The sequence below is a fragment of the Desulfosporosinus sp. Tol-M2 genome, assembly GCF_059735615.1.
Map to the genome: position 1 here is coordinate 1 of NZ_JCAIJG010000163.1, position 15,023 is coordinate 15,023.

Genomic DNA, 15,023 nt, shown 5'->3' on the forward strand with positions numbered 1-15,023 from the left:
TGTCAGTTTTCACGAGTTGCTTGGATAGCTAGATACGGACAAACCAGGATTAAGTAAAGCAACCTTAAGAAGTTACGGCCTAACGATCTTCACAGCAGAGATCAAAGATGCAGCGATAAATAAGATGACGGTGTGGAGGTGTCTGACGTTAGGTGCCATGACCGCGCCTGAAGTACAATCCGCCAGTGCAACCATAGGCGGAGGCACGGTTAACGCCGTGAAACAATTGGACGGGAGTTGGCAGGTTGACCTCTCGGGCGAAGCAAATGATAAATACTTCACTAGTATGAACATTGTAGCAGATCAGGATGCGAAGGAAGCAACGATGAGCGTTACTATTGGCGGAACCACGTCTTCCAGAACAGTTCAATTCACAAATGGCGTAGCTAATGTTACCATTAAAACTTTATTAGGGTTGGATGATACCGGGACACCTGGAGTTAGTGTAGCAATGTTAAGAAGTATCAATATAATAAACTTTACAGCTGAACTCAAAGATGCAGCGAACAATAAGAGAACGATAACCATTAAACTGAAACTAAACCCCTAGGTATTTCATAAACGGATCGTTCATTTCCTAGAGCCTATTTGGCTTACTGAATTGAAATTTGGTTTTAAACATATTTGGGAGGTCACCAACGTTGGTTAATTATTGTGATACGAGTAAAACAATTCATTTGGGAGCCATATAAGCTAAAAAATATAGAATTGCCACGATATCAGATGCTCGGGTCGGAAAAGGCATCCGGAGTCCGCCTTCGGGGGTTGCTTCTCCTCCCGCAGGGGACTGGTACTTCCCGAAATTTGTCGAACAGCTTCTGTCTTGCGGCCGAAACTGGCTGCAACTTTGACCAACTGACTACAAAAGTTTGCAGGTCACTTAAGTTTAAAGGATTTGTATGTCTCTTACAATAAGTCCAAGAAAGTATTCGGTCGCCAGAAAGTATGACCCAGCAGTCTAACATACACGAACATCCACGGACGATATCCGTGGATGTTTTTACTTTCTATATGATATCATTGTTACCAAAGATGGAAAATGTTATGACATTGGGTCAGACCCCGTGGGAAGGCTGATCGGATGGGGGATCTTCCCGCATAACGCTGTCATAGTAAAGCTCATCCGGACAGATATCAACACCGTTTTGCCATTCGACTGAAAGACCAGAAATGTGCACAGTCTCGAAAAGGGCAAGTTTTTGCAATTCTTTAAATGAAATGAAATCGAAATACGGCTTTACGTCAAACACTCTATTTTCATTATTACTGAAGGTGACCAGCAACTTGAAATCATCAAGAGGTTTCACCGCAATTGCTCTCGGACGCATTATTGCTCACTCCAGTCCTCTAATCTTAATCAACTCGCCATCATCTCTGTAAGCTCTCCATGAAGCTCTTAGTTCATCACTATGCAGAAGCACCCATGCTTCAACAAGCTTTGTTTGTTTTCTGGGCAGTTCGCCCGCTAAAATATTGCCGTCAAAATCAATGGACATTTCATAATCGTTATACATGGCATGAACATGAGGCATACTGTGCTGCGTCCCTTTTTCAAGATACAGATATATCAAAATACCATAGAATGATGATATCAATGGCGCTAGAACCATACTTCCTTTTAAAAAAATCAATTCTTTAGATATCCACCTGAATGTATGTACATACATATTATACCACCCTGATAAGACCATGTCACTATATAAAGAACTTGGTGAAATAGTCCATCCTCAGCTGGAAAATTCGGCGCAATTTCTGTGACCGGAAAACGAAAACAACAAAAACACACTGCAAAAACCGCCACGATTCGCTACAAAAGATACTGAGTTTTTATAAAAGTCAGAACGTTTATAATGATCGGCAGGAGATCTTACAAGGCGGAACGAATTATCCAGGCATTACAGATGCCTCAGGAATTGCCACGTTTACTCTAATTGATTCCGTCAATGAGGACATAGATTTATTTCTTACAGTAAACGAAGAAACTCCAGCAGACGTTGCAGCGATTGTACAAATTAATAGTAAACAATTATAATAAAGTTATTGTCCATCTCTAAGCCCTATGTTGGATTAATCAGACGGTTGTCAGGAAATGAGAGTAATAATCTTATGAATGAGATAAAAACTATGAAATCCCGGCCACTGGAGCTTTTGGCTCCCGCCGGAAGTTATGAGGCCTTCAAAGCGGCGGTGGAAAATGGCGCGGATGCAGTATACCTCGGAGGGAAAAACTTTAGTGCCAGGGCAAGTGCTGCCAATTTCGCTTTAGAAGAGTTGCAAAAGGCGGTCTGTTATGCCCATGAACGACAGGTTAAGGTGTATGTGGCTGTAAATATCCTGATTGCCGACCAGGAGTTTCCGGAACTGTTGGACTATCTCTTTGTCTTACATGAAATCGGGGTCGATGCCGTGATCTTGCAGGATGTGGGGGTCGCAGAGCTAATTCGGACTATTCTTCCGGAAATGCAAACCCATGCCAGCACCCAAATGACGGTTTATGCCAAAAGAACCTGGGGGAACACTTGTTAAGCCCTCGGGATTTAAATTTAGCTGAGGAATTAGCCGAGTTAAAGCAAATCGGCGTGCATTCTCTTAAAGTTGAGGGTAGAATGAAACGGCCGGAGTATGTAGCTACTGTTATTCGACTCTATCGGCAGGCCATAGACCGGAGCGGAGAGCAGAGAGAAGGCAGGGCAGATACTCCCTTGCTAACCCCAGGCGAGCATCAGGAATTATTGCAGGTGTTTAACCGGGATTTTACCAGCGGGTATTTCAGGGAGAACCCCGGCGCAGAACTTATGAGCTATAGCCGTCCGAACAACCGGGGGACTCGTCTCGGGCGGGTGGTACGCTTAGACTCCGGGCGATTATCCCTCAAGCTGGAGGCTGCTTTGCACCCTGGCGACGGGATTGAATTTTGGACTGGTCGTGGACGGGAAGGGGTTACGGTCGGGAAAATATGGAAGGGCCAGACGGAAGTTGAAGAAGGATTACACGGCGAAACTGTACAGATAGAGTTTTTTGGGATGGTTAAGCCGGGTGACCGGGTCTTTAAGACCAATGATGCGTTGTTAATGGAAAAGGCTCGAGTAAGTTTCCAGGAGGGACGGGAGCAACGTAAAAGACCACTGACTATGCGCCTGGCAGGACATGTCGGGGAGAAATTACGCCTGGATGTCATGGAGGGAGAGCGGAGAGTAACCGTTTATTCAGCGAGCGCAGCCCAAACGGCTTTGAAAAGACCTCTGACGCGGGACTATGCCTTCCAACAGTTAGGTCGCTTGGGGACATCCCCCTTTTGGCTGGACAAGTTGGAGTTGGAAGTCGATGAGGGCCTCATGCTGCCGGTGAGTGATCTTAATGAAATGCGCCGCCTGGCAGTCGAAGAATTACTACAGGACAAGCCCAGGCCAAAGGTTGACCGGCAAACGTATCGTCAGAGGGTAGAACGCTGGAAACAGCGTCAAGTGGAAGAACGGGCAAGTTTAATAAGCAGCGCCAGCAGCGCCGGTAGCGCCAACAGTATCAGCAGTACCAACGGTGTCAGCAGTATTGGTCGTACCAACAGTGTCAGCAGTAGTATTGGCAATATCAGCAGCGTCAACAGTGTCAGCTGTATCAGCCCGCAAGTTTCAGTGGCTGTGAGTGATATTGACACTTTTCATGCCGCCTTAAAGGCGGGAGCCAAACGAATCCTCATTGGCGGAGAACATTGGCGTTCCAGGCGTGGGTTTTCGCTGGAAGAGATTCGTACTGGTTTCGAAAGTTGCCGTAAGCTCGGAATCGATTGTGCTTGGCGTTTGCCCCGCGTCTTAAATCAGGCTCAGAGTGCAGGTCTTTTGGCGGATCTTAATAAAGCGGCGGGGTGGGCGGAAAAGCCGAAACTGATGATTTCAAACCTGGGTGAGTTGGAGATCATGAGGGCCGTTGCTGCGGCTTGGCCGTTTGAAATTGACTATTCTTTAAATGTTTTTAATGAAGCCAGTCTTGCTTACTTTTTGCGTCTGGGTGCCCAAGGAGTGACTCTTTCTCCTGAACTGAACCATGCACAGCTCGCTCCTTTAGCCAAATGGCCCGGGGCAGAGCTGATTACCTTCGGTGACCTGGAGATGATGGTCAGCGAATACTGCCTGGTGGGGGCAACTTTGGGCGGCAAGAAGGGACAACACTGTGCCGGAACGTGCAGGCAGGAAGCGCATTACCTGCGTGATCGCATGCGCTATGATTTTCCAGTGGAGACGGATCAGGAGTGCCGCATGCATCTTTTTAATATCAAGCTCCTCAACCTTTATGGGGAACTTGCGCAAATCCGGCGCATGGGATTCTCCACTATTCGCTTGCAATTGACCCGCCAAACTCCTGAACAAGTGCAGCGGATTGTGCGTTTATTCGTTGAGGCTTGGGACAGACTTTCTGAAGGCAAGAAGACAGCCTGGATGCCGGAAGAAGGGATGGCTGACTTGGCGTCTCTTTTCCCGGACGGCTTTACGAAAGGGCATTTCTTCCGCGGGGTGCTTTAGAGGAGTTGCATATCGGTCAACTCTTCTTTGTTTGTCATCAAAGTCTTTAGGTGCAAGGAATGAATGTGAAGTTTTACACTGCAGCTAACCTTTCTAATGAACTAATAGAAGCTCAGGAAAACAAGAAACTCCTTAAGATTGAGAAACAACTTGCGAAAACCGAAGAACGACCACAAAAGCGTCTACGCGGGTATCCTTCAATTTAAATTTTGCCGGTCACGACTCCTAAAGATAGGAGGTATACGTGGTGTATGACGTACTCTTTAAGGGCAGATTACATAAATTATTATGATGCGGACTTCAGTTTATCCAGTGCCCGTTTTAAATGATTGTAGTCATATACTTCTATTAAATTGTTGTAACCATATGACGTCATAATATTTTTACTCAACTCCACATCGTAACGAACTGTGGCCAATGCCACAACTAAGTGCTCACTAGGGGACAAGGTTTGTCTAATTGTTTTTATATAGTCTAATTTATCTATAGCTTTTGCTTTCATCGTTAAATTAGTAGGATCATATGGTTTCTTGGACAAAAAATTGTTTAAATCTAGTTTACTTTCGATTAATTCTGCCCTTAATTGTTCTAAACATTCGCAATCACAATAAAACCCCACATCGAAATTCTTTTCTCCACCAACCTTATCACCGTTTGTATCCTCAACCCAGCAATCCTTAACAACATTTTTGCTTTCCAATTCAAAACTCATTGGACCTACATTCGAAATTAAATACTCAACAATTCTACCTCTTGTGTCATCACCATCTTGATCAACCTTAGTAAAGTATTCGGCTAAGAAGGTTTTAAACTTTTCTAAATGTGCCGTGTTTAGCTTGCCTTTTTCTAGTTCAGTTTTAATAATTGCATCTACCATTGGTTGCTGTCTTCGTCCCTTTGCTTTGAGTAAGATGCTACAGAAGGCACTAAAATACTCAGCATTGTCTAAAATGAAGTTCCCAAGGCGAAATACAATGCTTTCCCGATTATAGTCGAAGGGTTTACCTACTATTATGTAGTGCATTTTAGTCATCCTAAAATACCTTAAAAGTGCCAATTACCAGCGAAGGATACCCCATTCTAGTTGTCAAAGAGCTAATTAACTCTCTGCCATAAGGCCAACTATTTACTGGTACATTAGTTTTTAGAAATCTTTCTTCAATTTCCTCAGTAACTTTGACATCTTTTGAGAAAGTATATTTTATTATAAACTTAGCATTAATGGTAAAAACCTCTTCATTGTTTCCTTCATGAACCTTTAAATCAAATTCCGCTGTGGCAGTTAACCTATCCTCAGTTCGTTCAGTTAATGTAAAATTAGGTGATAGGTCAAACGATAACGTGCCGCTCAAGGGCGCTTTCGCCCTTCTAATTTCTAATTCTCCCAAGACAATATCCTGTAATTCAACGGTTTTAATAAACTCATTATATAATTCTTTATCTTGCTCCATGATAGATATCCCCCCAATTAAAAGAAGATGTTGGATGGTCTTCCAACATCTTCGACACTTTATACACATCTTCCTGCTTTAACATGTTACCCCCATAAGAAATTCTCACTTCTCCTGGGACTTCTTCACTGGATTTAAGCTCTAACATTGTTTCAATAATTTGATGTGGTAAATCCTCGAGGAACACAATTACAGTTTCAAACTCTTCATAATCTACGCAATCTTCTATAAGAATATCAAATTGTTCGTTATACGTTTTAAACACTGAAAGAAAAGTCTCTCGCGATTTATAGTTTAAAGGTCTAAAATGTTGCTCAAAGATTTCTTTCTTCGCTGCCGTATTATTTTGACTAACCCAATCAACATAGCTACTAACCTGTGTTGCGAACTCCTTGGTTCCTGCAAGTTCTTTAACCTCTGTAAGCCTGTCATGCCAAGTCTTGTAAAACGACTCCCAACCGAAACCCTTATAAGCATAGCTAGTCTCGAAGCTGATATTGGAGATATTTACTTCTTTAACGAACATAGCATCACCTCCCGCCTCACTAGCAATCTTCCATCTCCAGGGTGGAGAGTAATTCGTATTCCATTGGAGGGAATTTATAACCATTGTACCATGTCCTCCTAATATAGTCTACTCCTAGTATTAACTGTATTAAAGCCATTTATAATGTATGAAGATTAAATTTGTCATCTTATTTATTTTTAAAGGTTTTAGTCAATAATTGTCTTTCTATATTTAAATCTTTGCCCTTTAAGAACCGTCCTCTTGTTACATCCCATCCCCTGGACATTTGGAAACAATACGAAGAAGTGATTAATTACCTTAAAGTATTCTAAGTATACTTTAAGGTATTGTTGACCATAATGAAGATATGATATAGAATACTTTCATGGGGTGGTGATAAAGTGGCTCTTATAACAAAGGAAGGAATTTTAAAGGTATTAACTGCTTTTAATCCTTGGTGGAAAACAGGCGCCGTTCATCCGGGTTTCACTAAGCAATACCACAGATTTGCATATTATGAAGCAATGAAACGCTTAGAGCAAAGCGATTTAAAAAGAACTGTTGTCTTAACCGGCGCGCGCCGTGTTGGGAAAACCACAATTCAATATCAAATGATGGAAACGCTGCTCGAAAAAGGTATTTCGCCTCAACGTATTGTATTTATCTCGATGGATCACCCGATGTTAAAGTTAAGTAGTTTAAATGAAATTCTGGATTGCTATCATGAAAATGTTTATGCAAATCAAGATGCGTACTACTTTTTTGATGAAATTCAATATGCTGCTGATTGGGATCGCTGGCTAAAAACGATTTATGATATGCAGCCGGAGACCACTATGATTGCTACGGGTTCTGCAAGTCCTGCTCTCATAAAAGGCAGTACGGAAAGTGGCGTTGGCCGCTGGAGTATTATCCAGGTGCCAACTTTATCATTCCATGAGTACTGCACTTTAATCGGAATTAAGGACCTTGGACTGGATGCTGCTGTTCATCCTACGGCATTTGCATCCATGACCCAGCAACAGCGGACAGAAGTAATGATCAAGCTCTCAGCAGTTCAAAATCATTTTAACCGTTATTTGCAAGTTGGCGGGTTTCCGGAACTGGCAATCTCAAACAACGACTTAATGGCTCAACAAATCATGCGCGAGGACGTTGTAGATAAAGTATTGAAGAGGGATTTACCATCGCTTTATAACATCAGAAATGCTACCGAACTTGAACGGATATTTTTATATCTCTGCAATGTTTCGTCCGAAATAGTCTCCATTGAAGCTATTGCAAAGGAACTCAACGGTGTTTCAAGGCCAACCGTTGAAAACTATATTCAATATCTTGAAAGCGCCAACCTCATATATATCAGTCAGCCTGTTGCAATGGCGGGACGTAAAGTGCTAAAGGCAAGACCTAAAATATATATAGCCGATGCGGCAATCAGAAATGCTGTGCTTATGGATGATTCCGTTTTGACAAATCCTGTAGAGATGGGGAAAATGGTAGAAACGGCAGTATACAAGCATATAGCGGCCTTTTATTATCAGAAGGCTGCCCGTGTGGGGTATTACCGTGGCGGGAATAAAGGAAAAGAAATTGATATTGTGGTTGAATATCCAAACATCAAAAATATTCTCATTGAAGTAAAGTATCGTGAACAAGCTCCAATTTCGGATAATGATGCCATTTGTGAACTCTGTAGTGAATCTAGTGCTGCTATCGTTGTCACCAAACGAGCGGATGATTATGGTATTCACTATGCTCCTGGAGGTAAAGAACTGTTACGTATACCGGCATTTGCATTTCTTTACTTATTGGGTCATTTAGAAGGATAGGGGTAAGGTGAACCATGACAATTGCAGATAAGGTCCTGAACAAATTGGATTTTCCGAAAATACTGACATGTTTAGCTGAGTATTGTATCCTGCCGCGTGCCAAGGAACTTGCCCTGGACTTAAAACCTTTTGTCGATTATCAATCGGTACGCAGGGCCTTGCAGGAAACGGAAGAGGGCAAAATCCTTTTGCGTGGCAATCCCCTCTTTTCCGTGCGTGGTGCTAAAGAAATCCGTTCCTATATCGAGCGTTGTATGCGCGGTGGGTTAATTCAGGGAGAAGAACTACTGGAGATTCGCGATACGCTGCGCGTCGGGCGGAAAATAAAACAACTTCTGCTGGAAGCCAAAGAGGATTTTCCAGAATTAAAGGAAATCGTCGTGGTTATTGAACCACAGAAGGAGCTCGAAGCGGAAATCTCCCGCTGCATTTCGGAAGATGGCAAGGTTGTAGACAATGCATCTCCCATGCTGGCGGAACTTAGGCGTTCTCTGAATCGCCTGCAACAGCGTATTCGCGAGAGCTTAGAAGGGATCCTGCGGAATGCCACGTATCAGAAAATGCTCCAGGATTCTCTTATTACGCAACGATCGGATCGCTATGTGCTGCCTATAAAGCAGGAATACCGCACAGCTTTCCCAGGGATTGTCCATGATCAATCAGCGAGCGGGGCGACGCTGTTTATTGAACCCCTACCCGTGGTACACCTGGGTAATGAACTGCGGGAAGTGATTTTGAAAGAGCAGCGTGAAGTCCAGCGCATTCTCCAAATGCTCTCCTTCCAAATTGAGGCGCGGGGTGATGCTCTGGCGGAACTTCATGAAGCCTTGGGCAAATTAGATCTGGTGGTTGCCAAAGCGCATTTGAGTGAAGCCATGAACGCAGGTGCGCCGGAATTGGTCTTGGGGCAACAGGTAAAGCTTGTTCAGGCCCGGCATCCGTTGATTGCGGGCAAAGTTGTGCCGCTTACTTTGGAACTGGGGATAGATTTTGATACGTTAGTAATCACTGGGCCTAATACCGGCGGAAAAACGGTGGCCCTGAAAGTCGTCGGGCTGATGGCGGTCATGACTCAGTCAGGTCTGCATATTCCGGCGGAAAGCGACTCCCGGATGGGGGTTTTTACCCAGATTTTTGCCGACATTGGGGACGAGCAGAGTGTTGAGCAATCCTTAAGTACCTTCTCCGGGCATATGAAAAACATCGTGGAAATTATCAACCAGTCAGACGGACGGTCTTTGATCTTGCTCGATGAGCTTGGGGCGGGGACAGACCCAACCGAAGGGGCGGCACTCGCGATGGGTATTTTGACTGAACTGCATGAACGAGGCTGCCGCACGATATCCACGACTCACTATGGGGCCTTAAAGACGTTTGCCTATGAAACCCCGCGGGTTAAAAACGCTTCAGTGGAATTTGATCTGGAGACCTTGCGCCCGACTTACCGGTTGTTAATAGGGATTCCCGGTAAAAGTAATGCCTTTACTATTGCCGGAAGACTGGGTTTAAGCGAGCAAGTCCTGCAAAAAGCCAATACCTTTGTAACGGAACGGGAAATGCAGGTGGCGGATCTGATCGAAGACTTGGGAGAAACCCGCCGGGAGATTGAATTAGAAAAGCATTTGGCCAGAACAGGGCGGCAGGCGGTTGAAAAGAAAAGCAAGGCTCTGGAAGAGAAGACGATACGCTTGGACGAGGAATACGAAGAACTTATGGAATTGGCCAAGGAGGAGGCCCGTGAGCTGATTCGTAAAGCTAAACGTGAAGCTGATCAGTTAATAGTGGAGTTAAAAGAGGCTCTCAAAAAGGATAATAAACAACAACAGGATATCGAAAAGGCCCGGCAGGGATTTCGGTGTATATTGTCGGAGCTCGAAAATGGTCGCCAAGTAAAACGCTTGGGCAGTGAATTAACGGCCAATCAGATTATGCTTGGGCAGACGGTTCAGCTGACGAAAAATAAGTTAAAAGGGCAAGTCTTAAAGCTCCCAAATTCCAACGGAGAAGTTCTGGTTCAAGCAGGGATCATGAAAGTCATGGTTCCGCTGGCCGAATTAAAGTTAGCCCAGGAGGAAAAGAAAATTCCGCCTAAATATTCCAAGGAAATGAATATTGGGCTTCAAAAGGCTGAGGGGATGCGCAGCGAGATCGATTTGCGAGGGATGCTCGTCGAGGAGGGGACATATGCTCTGGACAAATTTCTGGATGATGCTATTCTTGGCGGAATCGGTCTGGTTTACGTTATTCATGGCAAAGGGACAGGGGCCATGCGTGCGGGTATACAGGATTTCCTGCGAGGACACCCGCATGTTCGAAGTTTCAGAATCGGAGAATATGGAGAAGGGGACTCTGGAGTTACGGTTGTGGAGCTAAAGTAAGAAAAAACCTATAAAAAGAAGGACTTAGGTTAAGAATATAAACTGGCACTGTAAACCTTAAGCTTACAGTGCCGGTTTTTTGGAATATTCGGTATTAGTCGGTTAGTACTAATTTAACGCTATTAGAAGGCGGCCCGATACCTGATCCGTTTCGGTTTTGAAAAACGGCCCAGAAGACATAATTACCAGGAATAGGAGGTTTGCCGTTTTCAGCAAGTGAAATGGAAATGGAGGTTGATACTGAGTTCGAAGCCTTGATGGGGAAGCTGAGTATAGCGGCCTTGTTTGGACGTTGAAGGTAAAAAATAGTAGAATCTTTCTTGTTTTCTGGCAGAACAGTCATGGGGATAACCGCCTTAAAAGATTTTGCATTATAGACGACCTGGCCAAGTGTGGGCGTGGGAAGTGTGGGATCCACTTGTGGAGAATTACTGATTGTAGGTTGAGTTGTTAGGTCTGGAACAGATCCTGGATCAGATACGGTGTCAGGAGCCGCCTCAGTAGGTGGTTTGTAGGGAGCCTCATCAGGTGGCCATGTCCAGGACGGATCCCGGCTGGGTAAATTTAGGAATGTTTTAGTTAAAGTATGCTTGGAATTTGGAGATGCTAATATGTTCGGTTGATCGGCGTCGACCTCTTTTTGAATCCATACATCGCTGATCCGAGTGGGGAGATCTCCTTGGGCGGCGATCTCTGTTGAGATAAAATTGGTTGGAGTTAAACTACTGGGGATTAACCCTGATTTCCTATCAAAGGAACCGCTGATAATCCCTGCGGGCATTGTGAACTTTGATTGCACAGGAAGATCCTGAAGAGCGTCTGTCATGACTTTTTTCCAGATCTGGGCAGGATAGCTTCCGCCATAGACATTTCGTAAATAATGCTGTCTGTCGTCGTCCGGCCCATCGTAGCCCATCCAAACAACCCCGGCGTAATTCGGAGTATAGCCGGCAAACCAGGCATCGGGGTTACCGGACTTATTGCCATAGTATTTAGGATCCAACGAAGTGGTACCGGTTTTACCGGCAACAGCCCAGTTTCCGATTTGGGCACTGGTACCTGTCCCGTTGGTCACGACGCTGCGTAACATATCGTTGATAATATAGGCGGTGGTTTCCTTCATGACGCGGTTTTTAATGATTTGAGGGGCAATCAGAGTTTTCTCCTTAGCGTCTAAGACTTTTACAACCGCATGTCTGGTGACGCTTACACCGTTGTTGGCATAAACCCCGTAAGCGGCTGCCATGTCCAGGGTGGTTAGCTCCGGACTACCCAGCGCCAAAGTCAAGTTACGATCGTCCTGCTCCAGAGGGAGGCCGAGATTGTCTTTACCAAACTTCCAGCCGTAATCGACCCCGATCAGGTTCAGTAATTTGACGGCATAGACATTGACTGAGTCTTCAAGGGCGGAACGCATGGTAATAAGCCCTTTCCAGCCTTTACTTATAGTATCAAAGTCAGTAGGGGTGTAGGTTCCGTAGCGCACAGGCATATCATCAAGAACGGTACCTGGGAAATATCCGCCTTTCTCAATAGCCGGACCATAGACAACCAAAGGCTTGATCGTTGATCCCGGTTGTCGTGGGGATTGCCAGGCCCGGTTCAGTCCACGGGTCGAATAGTCCCGCCCGCCGACCATTGCCTGAATCGCTCCGGTCGAAGGTTCAACCACAGTCAAAGCTCCCTGGACCTTAATATCATCAATTCCTTTGGGAAAATTGTTTGGGTCAGCAAAGGCGGCTTCAGCAGCAAGTTGAATTTTAGGATCGACTGTCGTATAGATATGCAAACCACCGCTGTAGATTTGCTCAGGGGTTAGATTATAGGTGCTTTCCAGTTCTTCAATAACGTAATCAACAAAATAGGGATATTTATAGCTTGTGTTGGATAATGTCGTGTGTTGAGCACCACCGTAGGTCTTCTTCATGTTATCAACATAAGTAAATGGGGTATCTTTATATGTGTCATACTCCTCAGCAGTTATGATTCCTGTATCACGCATCACCCCGAGAACAATAGTGCGGCGGTTTTTGGCTGCATCGGGATGAATATAAGGATTATACCAACTGGGAGCTTGGGGTAAACCGGCCAATAGAGCAACTTCAACAGGTTTTAAATCCTTAAGCTCTGAGCCAAAGTAGGTCTTGGCTGCGGCCTGGATACCGAACGACGATTGACCAAGGGAAATTCTATTGAGATAAAATGTGAGAATTTCGTCCTTTGTGTATGCATGTTCAAGCTGAATGGCGAGGATCGCTTCCTGAATCTTACGGGTAAATGTTTTGGCCGTGGGATCTTCGATAAAAGCGTTCTTGGCCAGTTGAATGGTAATGGTGCTTGCCCCTTCTTTAGTACTTCTGGAACGAATATCGTTCAGTGCAGAGCCGATGATCCGGATGGGATCTACTCCGAAATGCCGGTAAAAGCGTTTGTCCTCAACAGCGACAAACGTTTTCTTGATAAGGTCGGGAATATCGGAGGCCTTGACAACTTGGCTGTTTTCGACCCCATGCAATGATGCATATTGGACGTTGTCCTTGTCATAAAGAAAGGATGTTTGTTTTTGGTTATTAAGCAATGCGGGGTCCCATTTTGGGGTGCTGGCCGCAACAATTCCAACAAAAATTGCCAGGCCAATAAACATAAGGGCCATTACACTGACTATAGACCTGAGAACGATACGGCGTTTAGATAAGCGGTTTTGGCGCTTTGGATTCTTTGGATTCTTTGGATTCTTTGGTCTCCAGGATATTGGCATATTTTGAACCTCCTATCGTGAAAAGAATGAGGAGAGTGGAATTTTATTTTACTGAATTATATCATACTTCTGCAATTGTAAGGAAATCCTTCCAATAATGAGTCAAAGACTAATAGCCGATTAGTTGCTAGCTCGACTTAGATACGATATAATAGCATAGAAGTTTATGCACATATTGCGAATGGTATGATTGAGAAGAGACTTGGCGGAAGGTATAATTGCATGGACATTTTTAGGGAATTACAGGATCGGGGACTTGTTTATCAACATACGGATGAGGAAGCCTTACGTAAGAGATTAGCGGCGGGTCCAATGACCTTATATTGCGGATTTGACCCAACCGCTGACAGCTTACATATTGGAAGTTTACTGCCAATTTTAGTACTGAAGCGGTTCCAACTGGCGGGACATATACCCATCGCCTTGGTGGGGGGAGGAACGGGGTTAATCGGCGATCCCAGCGGTAAAGCATCCGAGCGGATACTCAACCCCAAAGAAGTTGTTGAACAGTGGGCCTGTAAAATCAAAGATCAACTCGGACATTTCCTGGATTTTGAATCCAAAGAAAGTCCGGCAATAGTAGCAAACAATTATGATTGGCTAGGCCCTCTGCAAGTCATTGAATTCCTCCGGGACATCGGTAAGAACTTTTCCTTAGGGACTATGTTAGCCAAAGATTCGGTAGAAGCGCGGATGAATAAAGGAATATCATATACTGAATTCAGCTATATGATCTTACAAGCTTACGATTACTTGAAACTCAATGAAGTCTACGGTTGTGAAATGCAGGTAGGCGGAAGTGACCAGTGGGGCAATATCACAGCGGGAATTGATTTAATACGACGAACTTCAATTAATAAAGTAAAGGAAATGCATGGGCTGACCATGCCTCTCGTCACGAAAAGTGACGGAATGAAATTCGGGAAGACGGAATCAGGAACAGTTTGGTTAGATGCTAAAAAGACTTCCCCGTATAAATTCTATCAATTTTGGCTGAACACGGATGACCGGGATGTTATCAAATTTCTCAAGTTTTTTACGTTCCTATCGTTGGATGAGATTACTGTATTAGCGGAAGGAGTAGAAAAGGAACCGGAAAAAAGAAGGGCTCAACGGACATTGGCTGGAGAAGTGACAAAACTGGTTCACGGACAAGACGCCCTTGCCCGGGCGGAAAAAATCTCGAGTGCTCTATTCGGAGGAGGCCTTAGGAATCTGTCTGCGGCGGAAATTGAAGAAGGGTTTAGCGAAGTGCCTTCGGCTACTATTAATAATCCTGATATAGGACTTGTGGAATTACTGATTCAAGCGGGAGCAGTCACTTCTAAACGTCAAGCCAGAGCGGCCATAGAGAGTGGAGCAATCTATATTAACGATATTCGGTATACGGATGCAGAAACATCCGTTCTGCGATTAGAACGTCTGGCCAGTAAGTATCTTGTCCTGCGCCATGGAAAGAAAAAGTATTATCTGATAAAATTTAATAGTGCTTGAGGATAACAGAGTACCAGACTGTCGCTTAAGCATCATCAGTTCGGTACTTCGATTTGTTCAACTTATGGTTACAGGTCAGAGGTGCCGT

10 protein-coding genes and 1 pseudogene are annotated in these 15,023 nt (G+C 44.4%); 5 read left to right on the top strand and 6 right to left on the bottom strand.

The features are described from left to right. The first annotated feature begins 124 nt into the window (after positions 1-124). Positions 125-550, top strand: a complete 426-nt coding sequence (locus AC6I5A_RS12270; protein ID WP_497900723.1) for a hypothetical protein — start codon at positions 125-127, stop codon at positions 548-550. Between the two features lie 505 nt (positions 551-1,055). Here the strand turns inward: AC6I5A_RS12270 and AC6I5A_RS12275 are convergent. Beyond that, positions 1,056-1,328 carry a DUF2442 domain-containing protein gene (locus AC6I5A_RS12275; protein ID WP_052168079.1) on the bottom strand — a complete coding sequence of 91 codons (273 nt, stop codon included), beginning with the start codon at positions 1,326-1,328 and terminating at the stop codon, positions 1,056-1,058. Between the two features lie 6 nt (positions 1,329-1,334). Beyond that, the gene (locus AC6I5A_RS12280; protein WP_497900724.1) at positions 1,335-1,667 is read right to left on the bottom strand and encodes a DUF4160 domain-containing protein; all 333 of its coding nucleotides are present in this window, start codon (positions 1,665-1,667) and stop codon (positions 1,335-1,337) included. Between the two features lie 439 nt (positions 1,668-2,106). Here AC6I5A_RS12280 and AC6I5A_RS12285 point away from each other — a divergent pair. After that, a pseudogene (locus tag AC6I5A_RS12285) lies at positions 2,107-4,517 on the top strand (U32 family peptidase). A 286-nt stretch (positions 4,518-4,803) separates the two neighbouring features. Here AC6I5A_RS12285 and AC6I5A_RS12290 read toward each other — a convergent pair. From AC6I5A_RS12290 to AC6I5A_RS12300, 3 genes are read right to left on the bottom strand one after another with little or no spacing between them, the layout of a single operon-like run. Next, positions 4,804-5,541 (bottom strand): hypothetical protein, encoded by a 738-nt coding sequence (locus AC6I5A_RS12290; protein WP_034616410.1) that lies wholly within the window; start codon positions 5,539-5,541, stop codon positions 4,804-4,806. A gap of 10 nt (positions 5,542-5,551) precedes the next feature. Continuing rightward, a complete protein-coding gene (locus AC6I5A_RS12295) occupies positions 5,552-5,968 on the bottom strand; it encodes a protein-export chaperone SecB (RefSeq protein ID WP_034616413.1) in 417 nt (138 codons plus the stop codon). Beyond that, positions 5,955-6,494 carry a hypothetical protein gene (locus tag AC6I5A_RS12300; RefSeq protein ID WP_497900725.1) on the bottom strand — a complete coding sequence of 180 codons (540 nt, stop codon included), beginning with the start codon at positions 6,492-6,494 and terminating at the stop codon, positions 5,955-5,957. The genes AC6I5A_RS12295 and AC6I5A_RS12300 overlap by 14 nt, the downstream gene beginning before the upstream one ends. Positions 6,495-6,877: 383 nt before the next feature. Here AC6I5A_RS12300 and AC6I5A_RS12305 point away from each other — a divergent pair, with 383 nt between their 5' ends. Continuing rightward, positions 6,878-8,305, top strand: coding sequence for an ATP-binding protein (locus AC6I5A_RS12305; RefSeq protein ID WP_034616419.1), 1,428 nt, complete (start codon positions 6,878-6,880; stop codon positions 8,303-8,305). Positions 8,306-8,319: 14 nt separating this feature from the next. Then, a complete protein-coding gene (locus tag AC6I5A_RS12310; RefSeq protein ID WP_034616422.1) occupies positions 8,320-10,683 on the top strand; it encodes an endonuclease MutS2 in 2,364 nt (787 codons plus the stop codon). A 94-nt stretch (positions 10,684-10,777) separates the two neighbouring features. Here the strand turns inward: AC6I5A_RS12310 and AC6I5A_RS12315 are convergent, their stop codons facing one another. Then, positions 10,778-13,441, bottom strand: coding sequence for a transglycosylase domain-containing protein (locus AC6I5A_RS12315; RefSeq protein ID WP_034616425.1), 2,664 nt, complete (start codon positions 13,439-13,441; stop codon positions 10,778-10,780). A 222-nt stretch (positions 13,442-13,663) separates the two neighbouring features. On the opposite strand from AC6I5A_RS12315, the gene tyrS reads away from it, so the two are divergent. Next, positions 13,664-14,935 (top strand): tyrosine--tRNA ligase, encoded by a 1,272-nt coding sequence (gene tyrS, locus AC6I5A_RS12320; protein ID WP_034616428.1) that lies wholly within the window; start codon positions 13,664-13,666, stop codon positions 14,933-14,935. The last annotated feature ends 88 nt before the right edge of the window (positions 14,936-15,023 follow it).